This is a genomic window from Streptomyces sp. TAA204 (genome assembly GCF_000424965.1).
Genome location: NZ_AUKW01000003.1, coordinates 26,364 through 47,471, shown reverse-complemented (window position 1 = coordinate 47,471; position 21,108 = coordinate 26,364). Strand labels below are relative to the sequence as shown.

Annotated in this window: 17 protein-coding genes; 11 read left to right on the top strand and 6 right to left on the bottom strand. The window is 70.8% G+C overall.

What is annotated here, in order from left to right:
• Nucleotides 1-123 precede the first annotated feature (123 nt).
• From H343_RS0105870 to H343_RS0105860, 3 genes are all read left to right on the top strand, one after another.
• A complete protein-coding gene (locus H343_RS0105870; RefSeq protein WP_028430384.1) occupies nucleotides 124-2,751 on the top strand; it encodes a glycosyltransferase in 2,628 nt (875 codons plus the stop codon).
• Nucleotides 2,751-4,214, top strand: coding sequence for a radical SAM protein (locus H343_RS0105865; protein WP_028430383.1), 1,464 nt, complete (start codon nucleotides 2,751-2,753; stop codon nucleotides 4,212-4,214). Before H343_RS0105870 ends, H343_RS0105865 begins: the two co-directional genes overlap by 1 nt.
• A 238-nt stretch (nucleotides 4,215-4,452) precedes the next feature.
• Nucleotides 4,453-5,394, top strand: a complete 942-nt coding sequence (locus H343_RS0105860) for a DUF3048 N-terminal domain-containing protein (RefSeq protein ID WP_051264759.1) — start codon at nucleotides 4,453-4,455, stop codon at nucleotides 5,392-5,394.
• 124 nt (nucleotides 5,395-5,518) lie between these two features.
• Here the strand turns inward: H343_RS0105860 and H343_RS29090 are convergent, their stop codons facing one another.
• From H343_RS29090 to H343_RS0105845, 3 genes are all read right to left on the bottom strand, one after another.
• A complete protein-coding gene (locus H343_RS29090) occupies nucleotides 5,519-6,472 on the bottom strand; it encodes a putative hydro-lyase (protein ID WP_078505069.1) in 954 nt (317 codons plus the stop codon).
• A 73-nt stretch (nucleotides 6,473-6,545) separates the two neighbouring features.
• Nucleotides 6,546-7,916 (bottom strand): MFS transporter, encoded by a 1,371-nt coding sequence (locus H343_RS29085; protein WP_078505067.1) that lies wholly within the window; start codon nucleotides 7,914-7,916, stop codon nucleotides 6,546-6,548.
• A 565-nt stretch (nucleotides 7,917-8,481) separates the two neighbouring features.
• Entirely contained in the window at nucleotides 8,482-9,171 is a 690-nt protein-coding gene (locus H343_RS0105845) for a DUF2848 domain-containing protein (protein ID WP_028430381.1), read from the bottom strand.
• 224 nt (nucleotides 9,172-9,395) lie between these two features.
• Between H343_RS0105845 and H343_RS29080 the strand changes: the two genes are divergently transcribed.
• The gene (locus H343_RS29080; RefSeq protein WP_051264755.1) at nucleotides 9,396-10,724 is read left to right on the top strand and encodes an MFS transporter; all 1,329 of its coding nucleotides are present in this window, start codon (nucleotides 9,396-9,398) and stop codon (nucleotides 10,722-10,724) included.
• Nucleotides 10,725-10,852: 128 nt separating this feature from the next.
• Complete coding sequence (locus H343_RS0105835) at nucleotides 10,853-11,647, top strand: carbon-nitrogen hydrolase family protein (protein WP_028430380.1); 795 nt, start codon at nucleotides 10,853-10,855, stop codon at nucleotides 11,645-11,647.
• Between the two features lie 70 nt (nucleotides 11,648-11,717).
• On the opposite strand, the gene H343_RS0105830 is transcribed toward H343_RS0105835, so the two are convergent.
• On the bottom strand, nucleotides 11,718-12,344 hold the full coding sequence (locus H343_RS0105830) for a GntR family transcriptional regulator (RefSeq protein ID WP_028430379.1): 627 nt from the start codon (nucleotides 12,342-12,344) through the stop codon (nucleotides 11,718-11,720).
• 661 nt (nucleotides 12,345-13,005) lie between these two features.
• Between H343_RS0105830 and H343_RS29075 the strand changes: the two genes are divergently transcribed.
• A complete protein-coding gene (locus H343_RS29075; RefSeq protein WP_199778880.1) occupies nucleotides 13,006-14,214 on the top strand; it encodes a virginiamycin B lyase family protein in 1,209 nt (402 codons plus the stop codon).
• Between the two features lie 234 nt (nucleotides 14,215-14,448).
• Here the strand turns inward: H343_RS29075 and H343_RS29070 are convergent, their stop codons facing one another.
• Complete coding sequence (locus H343_RS29070; RefSeq protein WP_037902659.1) at nucleotides 14,449-14,655, bottom strand: glycine zipper domain-containing protein; 207 nt, start codon at nucleotides 14,653-14,655, stop codon at nucleotides 14,449-14,451.
• 181 nt (nucleotides 14,656-14,836) lie between these two features.
• Between H343_RS29070 and H343_RS29065 the strand changes: the two genes are divergently transcribed.
• The 5 genes from H343_RS29065 (at nucleotide 14,837) to H343_RS0105795 (ending at nucleotide 20,628) form a co-directional block, all read left to right on the top strand.
• Nucleotides 14,837-16,129, top strand: coding sequence for an MFS transporter (locus H343_RS29065; protein WP_158679513.1), 1,293 nt, complete (start codon nucleotides 14,837-14,839; stop codon nucleotides 16,127-16,129).
• Between the two features lie 196 nt (nucleotides 16,130-16,325).
• A complete protein-coding gene (locus tag H343_RS0105810) occupies nucleotides 16,326-16,832 on the top strand; it encodes a hypothetical protein (protein ID WP_028430378.1) in 507 nt (168 codons plus the stop codon).
• An 85-nt stretch (nucleotides 16,833-16,917) separates the two neighbouring features.
• The gene (locus H343_RS0105805) at nucleotides 16,918-18,360 is read left to right on the top strand and encodes a flotillin family protein (protein ID WP_028430377.1); all 1,443 of its coding nucleotides are present in this window, start codon (nucleotides 16,918-16,920) and stop codon (nucleotides 18,358-18,360) included.
• Nucleotides 18,361-18,750: 390 nt separating this feature from the next.
• Nucleotides 18,751-19,752 carry a DUF3048 domain-containing protein gene (locus tag H343_RS0105800; protein WP_037902656.1) on the top strand — a complete coding sequence of 334 codons (1,002 nt, stop codon included), beginning with the start codon at nucleotides 18,751-18,753 and terminating at the stop codon, nucleotides 19,750-19,752.
• Nucleotides 19,753-19,812: 60 nt separating this feature from the next.
• A complete protein-coding gene (locus H343_RS0105795; protein WP_028430375.1) occupies nucleotides 19,813-20,628 on the top strand; it encodes an SDR family oxidoreductase in 816 nt (271 codons plus the stop codon).
• 55 nt (nucleotides 20,629-20,683) lie between these two features.
• Here the strand turns inward: H343_RS0105795 and H343_RS0105790 are convergent, their stop codons facing one another.
• A complete protein-coding gene (locus tag H343_RS0105790; RefSeq protein ID WP_028430374.1) occupies nucleotides 20,684-21,052 on the bottom strand; it encodes a PH domain-containing protein in 369 nt (122 codons plus the stop codon).
• Nucleotides 21,053-21,108: the final 56 nt, after the last annotated feature.

Below are 21,108 nucleotides of genomic sequence, written 5' to 3'. Positions count from 1 at the left end.
GTCCTCGCAGACCGGATGTCGAGTGAACACCCCAGGGTGTGGCTGGAATTCGTTAGCAGCGACTCTCCCAGGGGCAGGACTCACTGGCGGACCGGCAGCCGACGGCGGGAGTGCTGAGGACCCATGACAGCTCTGTGGGGAGTCTCTTTCGATGCAACCCCCGTATCCGGCTTGGTGGTGGAGTTCGTCAAGACGGCGCGCGCGTTCCGGGAGCGGGGCCTCCGCGTGCATCTCGACCTCGGCTACGACATCAAGGCGGACAAGGAGGCGTTCTTCAGGCCCTACAGCGACGAGGCCGCCCAGCTCCCCGGCTGGATACAGCTGGACCGGATCGAGGGCGTCGACGAAGTCCCGGGCTACGACCAGCAGTTCGTCTCCGACGTGCTGAGCGAGCACGTGCAGCGGGGCGAGGGCGGGCATCTGCTGCCCCGCGTCGACGCCGCCGCGCGGGCCATCGGCGAACGCATCGTGGAGACCTGGGAGCGGCTGGACGTCTCCTTCGTACTGGTGGAGAACGGCACCCTGCCCGAGAACATCACCTACACCAAGGCCCTCTACGCCGCCGTCGAAACCTACGGACGGCGCCGGGGACTCGGCCGCTTCGTGCTGTGGCGCGACCACGACCTGATGTGGCAGAGCGAGCCCGGCATCCACAAGTACGGCGACTTCCCCTACCCGCGCACGGTGGCCCCGTTCAACTCGCCGCACATCCAGTACCTCGCACTGCACGAAGAGGCCCGCCGCAAGACCCTGCAGTGGGTACCGGACCTGGAGAACATCGCCGTACTGCCCAACACCTTCACGCACGCGCCCGCCGTGGTCGACGGCCGCAACGCCGACTTCCGCCGCGAGTTCGGCATTCCCGAAGGCGTGCCGCTGCTCACCCGCTGCACGCGGATCATCCCGCAGAAGCGCATCGACCGAGACATCCATCTGGTGGCCGCCCTCGCCGACCGCGCGGACGTGCACCTCTTCGTAGCCGGCGACACCGCGGAGTCGCCCGGCGAGTACGCGAAGCTCCTGCGTCTCGCCGAGTCGCTGGGCGTGCGGGACCGAGTGGTCTTCGGCGGCCGGCTCGCACCGCACGAGGCCGACATCGGCTCCGCGCGCGGACCCGGCTACTCCGTCCGCGACCTGCTCGCCCACGCCGACCTGGCGTCGTTCCTGACCTCCTACGACTACGAGAGCTACGGGAACCCGATCGGTGAGGCCATCGCCTCACGCGTCCCGTACCTCACCACCCGCTACCAGCTCTACGACACGGTCTACGGGGACAAGGGATTCCGCGCCCCCGTCATGGAGCTCAACGAAGGCGACCTGCCCACGCCATCCTTCGTGGACGCCGTCGCCGAGCTGATCCTGGACGAAAGGAAGCGTGAGGAGATGGCGGACTTCAACCACCGGCTCGGCAGGCGCCACTTCGGGGCGGACCGGGCGGGTGAGCAGGCAGCCGAGATGTTCCTCGCCCCGATGGGCGAACGGACGCGGATGAGCGTCGTGCTGCCGGTCTACAACGAGGCGGAGAACCTGCCCGCCGTTCTGCGCTCGCTCTACCAGCAGCGCGGTGCGGACGGCCCGTTGGACAAGTCGCTGTACGAGGTCGTCCTCGTGGACAACAACTCCACCGACGACACGGTGAAGATCGCGCACCGCTTCGCCGCCGACCACCCCGACCTCGCCGTACACGTCGTCCCCGAACCGGAGCAGGGAGTGGCCTGCGCGCGGAAGACCGGCATGGACTTCGCCTCGCAGCGCAGTGCCCGGCGGGGCCGCGCGGACGCCGAGCGGCGGTTCTACCTCGTCTCCGCCGACGCGGACTGCACGGTCGACGAGCGCTGGCTGTGGGAACTGCTGACCGCCATGGACTCCGGCAAGGCCGCCATCGGCGTCTGCGACTACTACTACGCACCCGAACACTTCACCCACCGGCCGCGGTTGTGGGACGCCATCCAGCGGACGCTGCGCTGCCGCGCCGTGACGTTCGCGCTCTTCGGCGGCTTCCCGGACGGCAAGGGCTTCGCCGTCGAGAAGAGCGCGTACGACAAGGTCGGCGGCGTCGAGATCTTCTACCAGCTCCAGAACGGACGGTTCGTCAACCACCTCTCCGACGACTGGGACTTCGGCATCCGCGTCCGCGGCTCCGGCGAGGACATCGCCTATGTGCCCGCCTCCCGGGTGGAGATCAATCCCCGGCGGGTCAACCACGCCATCGGTGAGGTGATCACCGGCCGCGCCTACGGCTCCGACGGCATCATCGTCATGCGTGACATCCGGGTGCCGGAGGTCCTGCTGGACCGCGAGAGGGACTTCACGGAGGACCTCACGGAGGAAGAGGCCCTGCAGGCATGGGAGTTCTCCATCAAGGACTTCACACCGAAGAACACCATCCTGCCGGTGCTGCTCACGCCCTCCCTCCTCGACGACGACGCCGTCGTCGACTTCTTCGGCCCGTCGCTCGCCGAGCGGCTCGGCCGCCGGATCGCCGAGATCAAGGACGAGATGCGGGTGGTCGACTTCACCCCCATCCACTCGTACAAGACCCCCTCCTACCGGCTGTACTTCGAGTTCGCCGACGAGTTGTTCGCCCGGCTGCGCGCCACCGTCGGCGAGGACATCGGCCATCCGCCGCCGCTGCCCGAGTGTCTGCGCGACGTGCCGCCGGAGCGATTCACCGAGTTCGTCAGGTACTACTGCGAGGACCGGGAGTCCGGAGAGGCCCACAACTACTTCGGGAACGGAGGCGTGTTCTGATGGACATCGGCCACAAGCAGACGTACGAGGAGTCCCTCGCGTCTCTCCGCGAGACCGACCCCGGCCGTCCGGTGCCGTCGGTGCTGGAGAAACTCTCCGACCCCGCGAACCGGCATCTGCTGGAGTACGTCACCGAGGACCCCTTCGGGGCCCATGTCTTCCCGGGCAACATCCCCGACTACTCACCCGCCGACTTCCTCACCGATCTCGACCGGCAGCTGGCCTCGACCGCCCCGATCCACCTGTGGTCCTACATCCCCACCTGCGCCTACCGGTGCCGGTTCTGCCAGTACCCGGTCGTGCTGGTCAAGGGAGACCCCGAGGTCGCGGACAGCAAGGCCGCCCAGTGGGTCGACCGGAACATCCGGGAGGCCGAACTGTGGCTGCGTGACGTGCCGAACCTCGCGTCGGCGCCCATCGGCGAGTTCAACGTCTTCGGCGGCACCCCCTCACTGCTGCCGCCGGACGCCATCCGCCGCCTGCTCGACTTCTACCGTGAGAACTTCAACTTCACCCCGGACACGGCGATCCGCTTCGAGGGCGACCCCAGTACGTTCACGCCGCAGAAGCTGGAACTGCTCGCCGAACTGGGCTGCACCAAACTCAGCAGCGGAGTGCAGTCCTTCGACGGCCACGTTCTGGAGCAGTGCGGCCGTGAGCACACGTCGCAGATGTGCGTGGACTTCGTGCGCAACGCGCAGAGCATCGGGTTCGACTGGATCAGCATCGACCTCATGTACGGGCTGCTCGACCAGAGCGTCGACAGCGTCCGCCGCGACCTGGACATCGTCGTGGAGAACGAGCTGACCGCGGTCGTCTGCACGAAACTGCACCTGGCGTCCTACGCCGACACCAGGACCGGCGTGGCCGGCGTCCAGCCCGCGGCGTGGCAACTGCCCGACTACCGCGCCAAGCTGGTGAGGGACGGCCACCGCTGGCCCACGCTCGGCGAGCAGTACCAGATGCGTGAGCTGCTCACCGAGGGCCTGGAGCGCAGTGGTTACCGCGAGCAGCCCACCATGTACTTCGCGCGGGACGGCCTCGGCCCGGAGAAGTGGAAGGCCATCATGGTCGACCAGGACAAGCAGGAGGCCGAGGTCGCGATCGGGCTCGGCGGGAGCTCCAGCTGCCGCACCTCCGAGGCGATCACCGACGTGAACTGGAAGCGGTACGCGGAGGCCGTCGAGGCGGACCGCATCCCGCTGGGTTCGGCGACACGTTTCTCCGAGGAGGGACAGGAGGCGAGGGCGGTCAAGATGGCCCTCTCGACTCTGACCCCGCTCAGCGACGAACTCCACCAGCAGCGATTCCCCGGGCGTTCCCTCTTCGACGAGCCGTGGCGCAGCAAGTTCCTGTCACTGCAGGAGCGCGGGCTCGCCGTCGTCGACGAGGGCGGGAAGCAGATCGGGCTGACGACGGACGGCAAGGTGCTGGTCGAGGCGGTCATCAACTCCGAACTCTGAGGGAGTTCCGGCGCCGGCCCTCCGGCGTCGGGGTGAGGCAGCGCGCGGTGTTCAGACGCCGCGCGCCTCACCGGCGGCTCCGTGCGCGCTATTGACGGCTCCGCGCGGTACGGATGAGGTGGGTCGCCGGAATCCCCCCACACGGAAGGCAGTTGAGATGGAAGGCATCACGACCCCATCGTCCCGGAACGGCAGAGGAGGCGGCATACGTCCGGGCGGGACACGCAGGGCCACACGTGTGCTGGCCGCACTGGCGGTGGTTGCTCTCGCCGCCGGCACGGCGGGCCCCTCCGCCGCGCAGGAGGGTCCCCCCACGGCGTCCCGCGACGCCTCCCAGACGCGTGAGGCCACCTCCCCCTTCACGGGACTGCCCGCCGAACCCGCCCCGGTGATGGCCGTGAAGATCGACAACCACAAGGACGCCCGGCCGCACACGGCCGTGGAGGACGCCGACATCGTCTTCGTGGAGAAGGTGGAGGGCGGGCTGAGCCGGCTGCTCGGGGTCTACTCCAGCGAATTCCCCGACGGTATGGGGCCGGTGCGCAGCGCACGGGCGTACAACGTCGAGCAGCTGCGGATGTTCGACCGGCCCGCCCTCGCCTACTCCGGCGCGCGCGAGGGCGTCGTCGACCTCATCGAGAACTCCCCCCTCTACGGTGTCTCGCACGACGACCACCCGGACGCGTACTTCCGCGGCGGCGACAACGAGGCCCCGCACAACCTGTACGGGCATCCCGACAAGATCCTCGACGTCGCCCCGGACGCCAGCCTGAGCGACGACGTCGGCTTCCGCTTCGCCGACGAGGCACCCGGCGGCGGTGAGCAGACTGACGAGCGCACGGTGGACTACGGCTCCGCACTGACGGGCTTCAACTGGTCGGCCGAAGAGGACCGCTGGCTGACCTCGTTCGACGGTGAGCCCGCGACGAGCACCGGCGGCGAGCGCCTCGGTCCGAAGACCGTGGTGGTGCAGAAGGTGGCGATGCCGCCGGACGACGGCGGCACCCCGTACGAGGAGACCGTCGGCAGCGGTTCCGCGACCGTGATGCGTGACGGCAAGTCCTACGAGACGACGTGGGAGCGGCCGACGGAGGAGTCCGGCACCACCTTCACGCTGGAGAACGGCGAACCCATGCCGTTCGACCGGGGCCAGGTGTGGGTCGTCTACGAGGAGGCGTGACCCTGTCGCCGGACCGGGTGGACTGACGGACCGGGCGGACCGACGGACCGACGGGCGGACCGGGCGGCCGGAACCGGTCGGCGGTGGGCACACGACCCGCCGCCGACCGGCCCTCGCAGCCGTCTCATGCGACCAGATACTGCTCGTCCCGTACGTCCGTGATGAACATCCGGCCGGGTGCGTGCGTGATCGCGAAGGGCGGACGCGAGGCCATCACCGCGGCCTGCGGCGTCACTCCGCAGGCCCAGAAGACCGGAACATCGCCCGGACGGGCCTCGATCCGGTCGCCGAAGTCCGGCCGCCCGATGTCCTCGATACCGATGAGCGACGGATCGCCGATGTGCACGGGAGCGCCGTGCACATCGGGCATGCGGCCCGTCACCCGCACCGTCGTCTCCAGCAGTGCCTCCGGCACCGGACGCATGGAGACGACCATCGGCCCGTGCATCTGCCCGGCGGGCCGGCACCGGCGGTTCGTGACGTACATGGCGACGTTGCGCCCCTGCTCCAGGTGCCGCAGTGGTACGCCCGCCTCGGCGAGGGCCCATTCGAAGGTGAAGCTGCAACCGATGAGGAATGTCACCAGGTCCTTCCTCCACCGGCCGGTCACCTCCGTGGGCTCCTCTGTCAGCTCGCCGTGCTCCCAGATGCGGTAGGCCGGAACGTCGGTGCGCAGATCCGCGCCGGGGGCGAGCACCGTCGAGGTCTCCCCGGGGTCGGTCACATCGAGTACCGGGCAGGGCTTCGGGTTCCGCAGGCAGAACAGCAGAACGTCGTACGCCCACTCACGCGGTACGGAGATCAGGTTGGCCTGGGTGAACCCCGGGGCCCACCCTGTCGTCGGGGCCGTTGAACCGGTGCGGAAGTGCGTCCGGGCCTCACCGGGACCGCCGGCCTGACCGGCCTGACCGGCCTGACCGGCCTCACCGGTCTCACCGGCCGTCCCGGCGGCCGTGGCTCCCGTGACCGCCGCAGCGGCGGGTGTGCCCGGTGCATGCGGTTCGTGCGGTCCATGCGGTGCGTGCGGATCGCCCGGTGCGCCCCCGAGCGCCGAAGTGGCCTGCGTCGTACGGGACATGACGAGTCCTTCCGTGGATGCGGGGGACGGCTGGGGACGACGGGGGACGGCGGGGGACTGCGCTGGCTGCCGGTCAGACCAGCTCCCGGCCGCGCGTCTCGGGCAGTCCGAGCAGGGCGATGAGGGCGAGGCCGTAGCCGACAGCGCCGAAGATCAGCGCACCGCTCACTCCCCAGCTGTTGGCGAGGAAGCCGACCAGGGTCGGGAAGAACGCCCCGACGGCTCGGCCGGTGTTGTACACGAACCCCTGCCCGGTGCCGCGCACGGCAGTCGGGTAGAGCTCGCTGAGGAAGGAGCCGAAGCCGCTGAAGATGGCCGACATGCAGAAGCCGAGCGGGAAGCCGAGCAGCAGCACCAGGGTGTTCGAGCCGACCGGCACATTCGTGTAGGCGACGACGCAGATCGCTGAGAGCACCGCGAACAGAGCCACATTGCGCTTGCGCCCCAGCTTGTCGGTGAGGTAACCGCCCGTGAGGTAGCCGATGAACGCCCCGGAGATCAGGAACGTCAGGAACCCTCCGGTGCCGACCACCGTCAGTCCGCGGTCCGTCTTCAGATAGCTGGGCACCCATGTGGCGAGCGTGTAGTAGCCGCCCTGGACGCCGGTGGAGAGCAGCACGCCGAAGAGCGTCGTACGCCGCAGGTCCTGGCCGAAGATCGCCTTGAACGAGCCCTTCTGCCCGCTGTTCCTGCGCTGCTCCGCGGCCTTCGGCGCGTCGGTGACGTTCCGCCGGACGTAGAGGATCAGCAGTGCCGGAAGCGCACCGGTCCAGAACAGCACACGCCAGGCGATCGATTCGTCGAGGAACTGGAAGACCAGCGTGTAGACGACGACGGACAGCGCCCAGCCCACGGCCCAGGAACTCTGGATGACGCCGAGTGTGCGTCCGCGGTTCTTCGCGGAGGCGTACTCGGCGACGAGGATCGCTCCGACCGCCCACTCGCCGCCGAAGCCCAGGCCCTGCAGGGCGCGGAAGACCAGCAGCGTCTCGTAGTTGGGGGCGAAGCCGCACAGCAGGGTGAACAGCGCGTATGTGACCACCGTGAGGATCAGGGTGCGTACGCGGCCGATGCGGTCGGCCAGGATTCCCGCCCCCGCGCCGCCGACGGCCGAGACGACCAGCGTCACCGTGCTGAGCAGTCCGGTCTGGCCGGTGTCGAGACTGAAGTAGGCGCCGATGGCGACCATGCCCAGCGGCAGGGTGAAGAAGTCGTAGGAGTCGAGCGCGTAGCCGCCGAACGCACCCGCGAACGCGCGGCGCCCGGAGGCTCCCAGCTCACGGAACCAGGCGAACGGGCCGGAGTGGCCGCCGTCTTCCTTCTCCGGTGCCGTGCCGGGACCGGACTCGGGCTCGGGTTCGGGGTCGGTCCCGGGGTCGTGGGCAGGACTCGTGCCGTGCCCGGTGCCGTCCCGGGGGGCACCGGATATGGGGTTGCTGTTCATGTGCGCACCTCGCAGAGGGAGAGGGTGCCGCCGGAAGGGCCTGCCGGAGACCTGCCGGGGGAGCCGGAGGGCCGGGGATGTTCAGCTAACGTAGAGGATCGTTGAACGATCCTTCAAGAGGTGCGTTGCTACATCTGTGTTGCGCGCATCTTGCGGGAGGCCGGCGCGCGGCGGGCGGACCCCGTGTGGTCGGCTCACATGTGAACGGCGGCCGTGTCACCGGCGCTTGATCCGTGCGTGCGAGCCGTGAGTGCAACCGGTATGCAGCTCTTATGCGCGAGCCGTGAGTACGGCCGGTATGCAGCCCGTATGCGCGAGCCCGTGAGTGCGACGGTGCGAGGGTGCTACGGCATGCGCGATCAGGGTGGTCCCCGGCCGTCGCGCGGCCGTTCCTGTGCGCATCGCCCCCGCGACACGGCGAACTGCCCCGGGGCTCCCTCCGCCCCGGGGCGGTTCCACAAGTCCTCACGCACTCCGCCGACGGCGGCCGTCGCCCGCGCCCCTCGCCCGCCGCCGTCGACCGGCCCGGACGTCCGGCCCGGACGACCGCCGCCGTCGACCGCGATCAGCCGATGGGCTCCGGCATGGGCACGACGTCGTAACCGAGCGAGATCTCCTCGCCCGTCCCGGGATCGGCGAGCTGGACGCGCCAGCGTCCCGCGAACTGGTTCACGCCCTGCCGCATGGGGATGGTGCCGGAGACGAGGACGGTTCCGGGCTCCAGCTCACCGCGCTCGCGCAGTACGCCGGCCCAGTGGTCCGGCGTCAGCAGTTCGGCGGCGGTGCCGTCCTGGATCAGCTCCTCGGTGCCGTCCTCGCCGGTCACCCATGCCCGCAGGGTCAGGCGGTCGAGGTGTCCGGAGACGTCTGCCAGGCGCCAGGCGTCGCCGGCGAGCACGTCGGGGGCCGCGTTCTTGCTCCAGGCCACGCCGTACGCCTCCAGTTCCCGGTCGGTGTGGTCGCAGGCCGCCGTCAGCAGCAGGTCACCGGTGTCGTCGACCACGAGGGCCCACTCCGCCTCGCCGGAGGTCTTCCCGTGCTGCACGGCGACCGTGCCGGTCTGCTGCGCGAGGTAGGGAGAGACGGGGTAGAGGGCCGGGGTCGTGGAGGGTGCGGGCACTCCCAGTTCGGCCAGTTCCGCCACGTGCGCGGCGACGTCCTTCTGGCTGCGACCTGCATACCCGGCGTTGAGCAGGCGGGTCACGCGCACCGTGCGACGGGTGCTGTCGGGCAGCGTGAAGGACAGGCTGAACATGGGATTCCTCCAGGTCGGGCTTGGTTTCACGGGGGTAAATTCCTCCCCCGAGGGTTGCGCATACGAGCTGTATACAGCAAGTATGCTCCCGTACCAAACAGGTCCCCGACCGTGAGGAAGGCCCCGTGGACCAGAACAAGCCGCACCCGGAGGCAGCGGAAGAACCGGGTCAGCGCCACGGCACGGGCGAGCCCGGCGCCGCAGCCCCCCAGGACCGCAGAACGCTGGTCAAGGCGTTCACCGCCAGCCTCACCGGCACCTCGCTGGAGTGGTACGACTTCGCGGTCTACTCCGCGGCGTCCGCCCTGGTGTTCGGCAAGCTCTTCTTCCCCTCCGAGGACCCGCTCACCGGAACCCTCCTCGCCTTCTCCACCTACGCGGTCGGCTACATCTCGCGCCCCCTGGGCGGCTTCGTCTTCGGGCGCCTCGGTGACGTCATCGGACGCAAACGCGTGCTCGTCGCCACCCTCGTGCTCGTCGGTGCGGCCACCTTCCTGATCGGCCTGCTGCCGACCCACGCGGTCGCCGGGCCCGTGGCACCGGCCCTGCTGGTCCTGCTGCGCTTCGCGCAGGGAGTCGGCGTGGGCGGCGAGTGGGGCGGAGCCGTCCTGCTCAGCAGCGAGTTCGGCAACTCGCGGCAGCGTGGATTCTGGGCGTCGGCGGCGCAGATCGGGCCCCCGGCGGGCAACCTCATGGCCAATGGAGCCCTGGCGGCGCTGGGCGCGATGCTGACGGAGGAACAGTTCCTCTCCTTCGGCTGGCGCATCGCGTTCCTGCTCTCCGGCGTGCTGGTCGCGTTCGGCCTGTGGATCCGCACGCACCTGGAGGAGACACCGGTCTTCAAGGCCGTCGAGGCGGGCGGCGAGCGCCCGCAGGCACCGGTCCGCGAGGTCTTCGCCCATCAGCGCAGGCCCCTGATCGCCGCGATCCTCTGCCGGGTCGCGCCCGACGTCCTCTACGCGATGTTCACGGTCTTCGTCCTGACGTATGTGACCGAGCAGTTGGGGATGGCGCGCGGCGAAGCGCTCACCGCGGTGCTGCTGGGCTCCACGCTCCAGATCTTCCTGATCCCCCTCGCGGGGGCGCTCTCCGACCGCTTCAACCGCCGCCGCCTCTACATGACGGCCGCGATCGCGGCGGGCGTCTGGCCTTTCGTGTTCTTCCCGCTCGCCGAGACGCGTTCCTGGGGTCTGATCGTCCTGGGAGTCATAGGCGCGCTGGTCATCCATTCGATGCTCTACGGTCCCCAGGCGGCCTTCGTCGCGGAGCAGTTCAGCCCCCGGCTGCGCTACACCGGCTCCTCGCTCGCCTATACCCTGGCCGGCGTCATCGGTGGTGCCGTGGCCCCGCTGATCTTCACGGCGCTGCTCGGAACCTTCGGTACGTGGCTGCCCCTGGCGGGATACATCGTGCTCACCGCGGTTCTGACGGTGACGGGTGTTCTGCTGGGACGGGACGCGGACCACACGGAGGACGAGGAATACATCAAGCTGATGGGTGACGGCGGAACCCAGGCACCGGGTCTGGAGAAGCACTCCGTCGAACAGTCCTGACGCCGGGAGGGGCATCCGGTGCCGGTCGCGGCACCGGCGAACGGGCCGAGGGGCACCCCTCCCGTGGCCACTCCTCGGCACCGGCCCGTGCGGCTCCGCACGGGCGGAAAGGAGACGCAGTGACAACCCTGCGCACGGCACTGTGCCAGTTCACCGCGGGCACCGACCCGGAGGAGAACCTGCGCGCCATCGACGCCCTGGCCGAACAGGCGGCCGGACAGGGCGCGCAACTGGCGGTCTTCCCCGAGGCGGCCATGGCGCGCTTCGGTATCCCGCTCGGGCCCGTGGCCCAGCCGCTGGACGGACCGTGGGCCGACGGCGTACGCGACACGGCACGGCGGCACGGACTGACCGTCGTGGCGGGGATGTTCACCCCGTCCCCCGACGGACGGGTCGCCAACACCCTCCTGGCCACCGGCCCGGACGTGGACGCGTCCTACGACAAGATCCACCTCTACGACGCCTTCGGTTTCTCCGAGTCCGACACCGTCGCGCCCGGGGACCAGGTGGTCACGGTCGACGTGGCGGGAGTGCGGGTCGGCCTCGCCACCTGCTACGACGTGCGCTTCCCCGAACTCTTCCGCGCGCACGCCGACAAGGGCGCCGTGCTGTCCGTGCTCCCCGCCTCCTGGGGCGCGGGACCGGGAAAGCTCTCACACTGGGAACTGCTGGCGAGGGCACGGGCCCTGGACGCCACGGTGTGGGTGGCCGCGGTCGGCCAGGCACCGCCGGACCCGGACGCGGACATCGCCCGGCCCACCAAGGCGCCCACCGGTATCGGGCACAGCGTGCTCGTCGGTCCCGACGGGCGCGTGAGGGAAGAGGCGGGTACGGGACCGGAGCTGATCGTCGCCGACGTCGACGTGGAGGAGACGGAGCGTGTGCGGCGGGCGGTCGCCGTGCTGGACAACCGCCGTATGTGAGGGCGGGGCCGGGAGGCCGTCCGCTCGCCGGCCGGGGAAAAGGGCGGGGCCGGGCCCGTGGGCCGGGGCCTCAGCCTTCGGCCAGGATGCGCCTGGTGGCCGCGATGTGTTCGTCGATCGCGGCGCAGGCGACATCCGCCCGCTCGGCCGCCAGCGCCTCGACGATGCGGCGGTGTTCGACACAGACCTCGTCCTGGCGGCCGCCGGAGCGGTAGAGCGCGGTGACGCCCGCACGGACCTGGCGGCTGCGCAGCGCGTCGTACTGCTTCGTCATCAGGCTGTTGCCGGCGGCGGCGACGAGGGTGGCGTGGAAGCGGTGGTCCGCCTCGATGAACTCCCTGGCCCTCTCGCTGCCCCGCAGCTTCGTCTGCTCGTCGAGGATGCGGTCCATCTCGACGACGGGGGCGGTCTCCATGGCGACGGTGCGCTGCGCCGCGTAGCGCTCCAGCAGCGCGCGCATCTCCATCAGTTCGCCGATCTCACGTCCGGAGAGGGGGGCGATGTAGGCCCCGCGCTTGGGCACGAGACTGACCAGGTCCTCGGCGGCGAGCAGCAGGAGCGCTTCGCGGATGGGCGTGCGGGAGATGCCGACCCGGTCGGCGATCATCTGCTCGGAGAGGAACTCGCCCTGCATGGCGGGGTCGGTGAGGACCGTCTCCTTGAGGTACGTGTACGCCTTCTGACGTCCGGACATCACAGCCGCTCTCCCCACCGACGTCACCCGTGCCACGGACCCGCCCGCCGTCGCGCCACGGCCGTGCGCCGTTCTCACCGCACACGGATTGCATACAGCCTGTATACACACATTACACGCCGACATCACGTATCTGTCCAGTCCCGCCACGCCCCGCGCGGGGCGCCCCCTCCCCGCGCCCCCGGACGCCCCGTCCCCTGCCGTTGGGGTGGATGACACCGCGCCGGTGGCGTGGTGCCCGTCCGGTTCGCGGCCTGCTCCCTAAGGTCGCCGCTGACGAACCGCATCCGGCGCGGCGCGTCCGCCTCGGATCGCCGGATGACGGCCCGTCACGTCAACGGCGCTCCCGCTCCCCCAGGTTCCCCTCGTCCACGACGCGGTGGGCGGGTGCGCAAGCCGTATCTCCGGGCCGGTACGGCGCGCAGCCGGCCGTCCAGAACAGGTGGGTGTGTCAATGAGCCGCTCCTCAGCACCGGAGCCCGCCGTGTCACCGGCACGAGAACCGTCCGCCCCGCACCGTGGCGTACCCCGTCCGCCCTGGTGGCCACGGAGGGCATCGTCGGGGCGGTCGTCGTCGGGACGGCCGCCGTCCGGACGAACACCGACCGGACAAACGCGGCCCGGACGGTCGTGGCCCGGGCGGTCGTGGCGCCGCCTCACCGCCGTGACCGCGCTTCTCGCGCTCTCCGCGGCCGGGCTCGTCTCCGCCGCTCCCGCAGCCGACAGGGCCGGACGCGCGGACGGGACCGCGGCCCAGCGCAGCGCGACGCTGTTCGTCTCCGACTACACGGCCAACGACGTGCTGAAGCTCCCGGCAGGCGGCGGTTCGCAGACGACCGTGCCGACCACCGGTCTGACACGTCCGACGTACATGGTGCTCGACCCGGCAGGCAACCTCTACATCTCCGACACCGTCAACAGCAGGGTGGTGAAGGTGCCCGCCGACGGCGGCCCGCAGGAGACCGTCCCGACGGAGGGTCTGCTGCGCCCGCTCGGACTGGCTCTCGGCCCCACGGGAGACCTCTTCATCGCTGACAGCTTCAACGACCGCGTCGTCAAGGTGCCCGCGGACGGCGGCCCGCAGGAGACCGTCCCGACCGAGGGGCTGCTTCACCCGGCGGGCCTCGCCCTCGACCCCACCGGGCTTCTCTACATCGCCGACTTCGTCAACGACCGTGTGGTGAAGGTGCCGACGGGCGGCGGAGCGCAGACCACCGTCCCGACCGAGGGACTCTCCCAGCCGACCGGTCTCGCCCTGAAGGCCGGAAACGGGCGCCTCTACATCTCCGACTCCGGCAACGACCGCGTGGTGCGGGTGCCGACGGGCGGCGGAGCGCAGACGACCGTGCCGGCCGCCGACCTCAAGAGCCCGCAGGGGCTCACCACCGACCGCACCGGGAACCTCTACATCGCGGACTTCGGCAACGACCGCGTCGTGAAGGTGCCCGCGGACGGCGGCCCGCAGAGCACCGTGCCCTTCAGCGGGCTGACCACGCCCGTAGGGGTGACGACTCCCGTGGCGCATTCCCGGAAGACCACCCGTCTGTCGGCGGCCGCAGCCACCGTGGAACGGCGCTCCCATCCCCCGGAGCTGAGAGTACGAGGACTGTCCGCGACCCTCACCGGCCCGGACGGCGCCCCGGTGACCGGCCGGACGGTCAAGTTCAGCGACACGGGGAAGAACCGTCAGCTGTGCCGTGCGGTCACCGACGACAAGGGTGTGGCCCGCTGTGACGCCACGCTCCGGGACCGTCCCCACACGATCGAGCGTCTATACGGGGACCTGCTCCGGGACGGCTACCGCGCCGGCTTCTCCGGCTCCGCCGGCTACAAGCCCAGCTCGGACACCGGGCGTGTGAAGAAGGGGCGTTGACGACCCCGGCCGGCCGTTGAACCGGAAACGGACGCGATGACGACGACAAGGCCCGCGGGGCCACGGCACGCTCCACGCCTGCCGTGGCCCCCGCGCACGCGCACACGTCCCGGGTGGGTGGTCGCCCACCGCCTTCGACTGCGAGAACGGCTTCACCACGGCGGCCCCGAGCAGCGCCGAGGGCCGAGCGCCGAGCACCGAGCACCGAGCGCCGAGCACCGCCCGCGCCGGCAATCAGGCGTCGTCCGCCGGGGATCCGGGCTGCTTGCGGCGGGGCCGGCCCAGCATGCCGATGGCGATGCCGATCGGTATTCCCACCCCGATGCCCATGGCGACGTTGTCGAAAATGAGCAGTCCCAGCACCGAGCCGGTGATCATGCCGATCACGATGCCCGTCGTGAAGTTGGTCCCCTGGGAGCTCTTGCCGTTGCTGTCAGCCATCCGGCCATTGTGCACCGGCCTGGTTCCGGGCCGACCCCCGACCAGGGCCGGTGCTCGCCGACTGCCCCGGTGAGAACCGGCCGAAGAATCCCGCTCATGTTGAACCGCCAAGGGTCAGGGGCAGGTACCTCCCGGCCCGGGAGAGACCGGCCGAGCCGAACCGGACCCGATGGGAAGAGACATGACCACCGCTGCGCCACAGGCCACACCACCGGGCTCGAAGAGCCTCCCCCGGCGCAGCCTCATGCTGATCTACCTGGCCGTCTTCGGTGGTTACACGGGCCAGCAGATCCTCACCCCGGTACTTCCGCCGCTGGCACGTGAACTCTCGCTCAGCGAGATCCAGTTCGGCATCGTGATGAGCGCGTCCGCGGCCGTGGTCGCGCTCGTCAGCCCGTGGTGGGGGCGGCGCAGCGACACGCACGGACGCAAACCGCTGCTCGTCGTCTCGCTGTTCGGCGCCGCCGCGGGGCTCTTCGCGTTCGCCGTCTCCGCGCACTTCGGGCTGGCGGGAACGATCGGGGCGGTCCTCACCTTCGTGCTGCTGCTCTTCACCCGGGGCATCCTCTTCGGCGGCGCGCTGGCCGCGCTGCCGGTGGCGGCGCAGTCCTACGTCGCGGACGTCACGCCCGATGAGCAGACCCGCGTCAAGGGCATGGCCCGTGTGGGTGCGGCCATCGGCCTCGCCCTGGTTCTCGGCCCCGGACTGGGCGGCGTACTGGCCGAGTTCGGACTGGTCGCCGCTCTCTACCTGGCACCGGTGCTCATCCTGCTGCCCGCCTTCGCGGTGTGGGCGGGGCTGCCCGGGGACGCGCGCTCCGACGGCCCCGGGAAGAGGGCACCGCGGCTGAGCCCGCTCGACGGGAGGGTGTGGCCGTTCCTCCTCGCGGGGGTGGGGATCTACCTCTCGGTCAGCATGCTGCAGATGAGCGTGGGCTTCCTCCTCCAGGACCGGCTGGGCCTCACCACGCGGGAGACGGTGGAGCTGTCCGGGTACGTGCTGCTCGCCGGAGGGCTCCCGATGCTGCTGGTGCAGGGCGTCCTCATCCCGTTCCTGAAGTGGCGGCCGCTGCGGCTTCTGCGGGCCGGCGTGCCGCTGACGGGTACCGCGTTCGTCGTGATGGTCTTCGCGGACAGTCTGCCGCTGTTCTTCGCCGCGACGGTGCTGTCCGGGGTGGGCCACAGCTTCGCCATCCCCGGCTACAACTCCGTGCTGAGCCTGAGCGTCGGTGCGGACGAACAAGGAGGCGTGGCCGGACTGATCGCCTCCGCCAACGGCTTCACCCTCGTCCTCGGGCCGCTCGCCGCCACGGTGCTCTACCAGATGGGCGCCTCACTTCCGTTCGTGTGCGGCGCCTCGGTCCTCGGTCTGCTCGCCGTGTTCCTCGTGCTGCACCCGAAGGTCCGCGACACCCCGCGGCCGGAGGCGGAAGTCCCCGGCGACGCGCGGGAGAAGGAGACCGAAGCGGGCTGACGCCGGCCTGAGCCGAGGCGGCCCCCGTCGTGCACAGGGCCCGTCGTGCACAGGGCCTCGTCCGGCCTGGCGCCGGTCGTACACAGGCATCGAGCAGCCGTTCCACATTGCCGGAATCGGGCAATGCGACTCCTCCCGGCCGCGTGGAAACATCGCGTCTGCCACGGAGGATCAGCGGGTACGGGAGGTGGCGTCGGTGGGTTTCTTTCTTGCTCTGGGCATCTCGGGCGTGGTCGTACTCGCGCTCGCGCTGATCTTCGACGGGGTGCTGGAGGGCCTGTTCGGCTCCGGTGCGGACGCCCTGGACGGGTTGCTTTCGCTGCCGGTGCTCGCCGGCTTCGTCTCGATGCTCGGCTTCGGCGGAGCTCTCGTACTCGGCACCACCGGGCTCGGTCCCGCGGCGGCGACAGCGGCGGGTACGGCCGCCGGTGCCGGCGTGGGCTGGGTCACCTGGCGGTTCAGCAAGGCGCTGATGAGGGACAGTTCGGCGGCTGCGCCCCGGAGTGGGGACATGGTGGGCACCACGGGTTCCGTGGTCACCCCGATCCCCGCCGACGGCTACGGCGAAGTGCTTCTGCCCCTCTCCGGCCAGCCGGTGAAGCTCTCGGCAAGGAGCGCGGCTCCGGTGGAGCGCGACGCGGAGGTATGGGTCGACGCGGTTCTCTCGCCGACTTCCGTCTCCGTACGGCCCGTTCAGCGCTGACCCGGACAACAGTGCGCGCCGGCGCACCCGTTCATCTTCAGTCGACCGCCGCCCCGGCACGGGGCGGCCGCAGGGGGAATGCAGCATGAGTCCAGTCGTGATCGCCGTGGTGGGAGTCGTCGTACTCCTGGTGCTTCTCACCCTCGTCGTCGTCACGCGCTACAAGGTCGCAGGGCCCAGCGAGGCCTTCATCGTCACCGGGCGCCGCGGCAAGAAGGCCACCGACCCGGAGACCGGCCTGACCTTCACCGACAACAGCGGCCAGAAGGTCGTCGTCGGCGGCGGGGTGTTCGTCGTGCCCTTCGTGCAGCAGAAGTTCACGCTCGAGCTCTCCAGCCGGCACATCCCGGTGGCCGTACGCGGAGCCGTGACGCTGCGCGGCGTGAAGGTCAACCTCGACGGTGTCGCCATCGTCAAGGTCGGCGGGTCCGAGGACTCCATCCGCGCCGCCGCCCAGCGCTTCCTCCAGCAGCAGAGCGGAATCGTCGGCTTCACCCAGGAGGTCCTCTCCGGCGCGCTGCGCTCGATCGTGGGCCGGATGTCGGTGGAGGACATCATCCGTGACCGTGCCGCATTCGCGGGACAGGTCGCCGAGGAGGCGGAGGCGAGCCTGTCCGGGCAGGGCCTGGTGCTGGACGCCTTCCAGATCCAGGACATCACCTCCGAGGGCTCCTACCTGGAGGACCTCGGCCGGCCGGAGGCCGCCCGCGCCAAGCAGGAGGCCGACATCGCCGAGGCGGAGTCCCGCCGGGCCGCCGAGCAGGCCAGGCTGCGCGCCGAGGAGGAGATCGCGGTGGCGCAGCGGACGTTCCAGCTCAAGCAGGCGGAGATCACGGCGGAGACCGACGAGGCGGCCGCACGTGCGGCAGCCGCGGGCCCGCTCGCTGAGGCGGCCCGCGGCCAGGAGGTGCTGGCGGAGCAGGAGAAGGTCGCCCAGCGCCAGGCCGCGCTGACCGACCGGGAGCTGGACACGAAGGTCCGCAAGCCCGCCGACGCGGCCCGCTACCAGGCCGAGCAGGAGGCGGAGGCCCGCCGTATCGCGCAGGTCAAGGAGGCCGAGGCGGACGCACAGCGGGCCCGGGTGACCGGTGAGGGCATGAAGGCGCAGCGGGCCGCGCTCGCCGAGGCCGTACGGATCGAGGGTGAGTCCGAGGCGGCGGCGATCGGCGCGAAGGGCAGCGCCGAGGCCGAGGCCATGCAGAAGAAGGCGGACGCCTTCGACCGGTACGGCGAGGCGGCGGTGCTGCAGATGCTGGTGGAGGTGCTGCCGCAGGTCGTGGCCAAGGCGTCCGAGCCGCTCAGTGCGGTGGACAAGATGACGGTGATCTCCACGGACGGGGCGGGCCGGCTCCCCCGTACCGTCGCGGACAACGTCGCCCAGGGCATGGAACTGCTCGGCTCCACCACCGGGGTCGACCTCGCCGGGCTGCTGAAGAACGTCGCCTCCAGGACCACGGCGTCTCCGGCCGCCGACGCCGGCGCCAACGGCCGCTCGTCCGCCGACGGCCGGATCGAGGTGGGTGACTGACACCCGGCACGCCCGCCGGCACAGGCCGACGGGGGCCCGCCCGGACGCACCACGACCGGGCGGGCCCCGTGTGTGTCCGGTGCCGGGGGCCCGGTGCCGGGTGGCAGGCGCCCGGCGTCTGTGCCGGGCTCCCGGCCGTTCGCCCGTCAGGCCCAACCCCGCCCCCTGTCTCGCAGCGCTGCGTGCGCCGCCCGTCCCCGTGTCCGCACAGCGCTCCTCCCGGGGCCGGCCGCCGGAGCGGGCCCGGCAGGAGCCGCCGCGAAGGCACGCGCATTCGAATCCCGCGCGTATGCCGGAGAAGGCGCCGTCGTGCATCTTTGACCTCAGGGCGTCGGTCCCGCTCCCGCGCGGGTGTCGCGCTCCGTGACGGCGAGAAGGAGGCTGGCGGCCATGGTGTGGACCGGATCGCGCAGGACGGTGCTGATCACGGCGGGGCTGGCGATCCTCGGAGCGGGCTGCGACTCGGAGAACGGCGACCGTGGCGGCGGAGGGGGCGGCGGCGGAGGAGGAGGCGGGGGCGGCGGGGACGACGGTGAACGCTCGCCCTTCACCGGACGGCGCACCATCGGGGACAAGGTACTGACGGTGAAGATCGACAATGTGCAGGCAGCGAGACCGCACACCGGTCTGGACGCGGCCGACATCGTCTACATCGAGCAGGTCGAGGCGGGCCTCAGCCGCATACTCGCCGTCTTCGCCTCCAGCATCCCCCGCACGGTCGGGCCGGTCCGCAGCGCCCGTGAATCCGACCTGGAACTGCTGCGGCAGTTCGACGACCCGCTCCTGGCCTACTCCGGCGTACAGTCCGCGCTGAACGACAGGATCGAGGCCGCGCCGCTGACCCCGCTGCCCCCGAGCCGGCTGCCGGGCGCCTACACCCGCGGCTCCGACCGCCCCGCACCGCACAACCTCTATCTGCGGCCCCGCCAGGCCCTCTCCGCGGGCCTCAGCTCCGGCGTGGGAGCGCCGCGCGACATCGGCTTCCGCTTCGGCGCCGCGCCGCGCGGCGGGCGCGAGGTCTCCGAGCGCACCGTCGACTATCCGGCAGCGAGCTTCTCCTTCAACTGGTCGAAGGACGACGGCCGCTGGCTGGTGTCGATCGACGGTACGCCCGCCCGTACGACCGGCGACCAGGCTCTGGGGGCGTCCACGGTCGTCGTGCAGTACGTCGACGTCCGCTCCTCCGACTTCGGCGACCGGTCGGGCAGCGTAACCCCCTACACCGAGACCGTGGGATCGGGCCGTGCGCTCGTCCTGCGCGACGGCAAGGAGTACCGGGCCCGCTGGAGCCGTCCCGAGGCTTCCGGCGGCACCACCTTCACCGACGACGACGGGAAGCGGCTGCCCTTCGCGCCCGGACCGGTCTGGGTGGCACTCGCCCCCGCGGACTGAACCCGCCCCGCCCGAAATCCGGTTGCCGCCGCCCCCGTCCGCTCTGCTACCACTGCACGCATGCCCGAGAACAGCGTCCACGGCCGTGTCGCCGTCATCACGGGAGCCAACCACGGCATCGGAGCCGCCACGGCCCGTGTGCTCGCCGCGCGCGGTGTGGCGGTGCTCTGCACGTACCTCCGCCTGGAGGATCCCGTGGACCCCGCCACGCCCGAACTCCACCGGCAGCGCCGCGCCTCCTCGGCGGAAGGCGTGGTCGAGGAGATCCGCGCCGGGGGCGGACGGGCAGAGGCGGTCGAGGCGGACCTCGCCGACCCGGCCGTGCCCGCCCGCCTCTTCGACCTCGCCGAGGAACTGCTGGGCCCCGTCGACATCCTGGTCAACAACGCCACCGGCTGGGTGCAGGACTCGTTCGCCGCACGTGCCACCGATCACCTGGGCCGGCCGCAGCAGCCCGTCACCGCGGAGACCTTCAGACAGCAGTTCGCGGTGGACTCCCTGGCCGCCGCGCTTCTCATCGGCGAGTTCGCCCGGCGGCACCGGAGCCGCGGTGCGACGTGGGGACGGATCGTCGGCCTGACGTCGGGTGCCGAACTGGGCTTCCCCGAAGAGGTCTCCTACGGCGCCGCGAAGGCGGCACAGACCAGCTACACGATGTCCGCCGCGCTGGAGTTGGGCGACATCGGCATCACCGCCAACATGGTGCATCCGCCGGTGACCGACACCGGCTGGGTCACCGACGGCGTCCGGGAGTTCGTCGCGTCGAGCAGCACGCACTTCCATGTCGCCGACCCCGCGGAGGTCGCCGAGACGATCGCCTTCCTCGTCTCCGACGCGGGCGGTCTCGTCACCGGCAACGTCATCACGCTCCGCTGAGGAGAGCCGGGGAGGACGCGCTCCTCCCCGGGCCCGTGACGCCTGTGCCCCGGGACTACCTCGCCACGAACTGCGTCAGGATGGCCTGCACTTCGTAGATGTCGACGCCCTTGGTGAAGGTCTTCTGGACGGCCGGGGTCGGGTCGCTGGAGATCCAGATCTTCAGCTCCGCGTCGAGGTCGAACGTGCCCGCCGTCTCCACCGCGAAGTGCGAGATGCTCCTGTACGGGATGGAGTGGTACTCCACCTTCTTGCCAGTCATCCCCTGCTTGTCGATCATGATGAGCCGGCGGTCGGTGAAGAGGATGGTGTCGCGGATCAGCAGGAACGCCGCGTGCACCTGCTCGCCCTGGCCCAGCAGCCGTCCGTACTCATGCTGCGCGGACGCGGGGTCGATCGTGTGTGCGTTGCCGAACAGTGCCATGACAGCCCCCACTTGTCGAAGAAGCACGAACTTCGCACTGTATACCGGCTGTCGGG

Excerpts from the sequence above, each read along its gene's own strand:
- H343_RS0105870 (WP_028430384.1), top strand. The coding sequence starts at position 124 with ATGACAGCTCTGTGGGGAGTCTCTTTCGATGCAACCCCCGTATCCGGC.
- H343_RS0105865 (WP_028430383.1), top strand. The coding sequence starts at position 2,751 with ATGGACATCGGCCACAAGCAGACGTACGAGGAGTCCCTCGCGTCTCTC.
- H343_RS29090 (WP_078505069.1), bottom strand. The coding sequence starts at position 6,472 with ATGTCCCGTACGACGCAGGCCACTTCGGCGCTCGGGGGCGCACCGGGC.
- H343_RS29085 (WP_078505067.1), bottom strand. The coding sequence starts at position 7,916 with ATGAACAGCAACCCCATATCCGGTGCCCCCCGGGACGGCACCGGGCAC.
- H343_RS0105845 (WP_028430381.1), bottom strand. The coding sequence starts at position 9,171 with ATGTTCAGCCTGTCCTTCACGCTGCCCGACAGCACCCGTCGCACGGTG.
- H343_RS29070 (WP_037902659.1), bottom strand. The coding sequence starts at position 14,655 with ATGGCTGACAGCAACGGCAAGAGCTCCCAGGGGACCAACTTCACGACG.
- H343_RS29065 (WP_158679513.1), top strand. The coding sequence starts at position 14,837 with ATGACCACCGCTGCGCCACAGGCCACACCACCGGGCTCGAAGAGCCTC.
- H343_RS0105805 (WP_028430377.1), top strand. The coding sequence starts at position 16,918 with ATGAGTCCAGTCGTGATCGCCGTGGTGGGAGTCGTCGTACTCCTGGTG.
- H343_RS0105800 (WP_037902656.1), top strand. The coding sequence starts at position 18,751 with ATGGTGTGGACCGGATCGCGCAGGACGGTGCTGATCACGGCGGGGCTG.
- H343_RS0105795 (WP_028430375.1), top strand. The coding sequence starts at position 19,813 with ATGCCCGAGAACAGCGTCCACGGCCGTGTCGCCGTCATCACGGGAGCC.
- H343_RS0105790 (WP_028430374.1), bottom strand. The coding sequence starts at position 21,052 with ATGGCACTGTTCGGCAACGCACACACGATCGACCCCGCGTCCGCGCAG.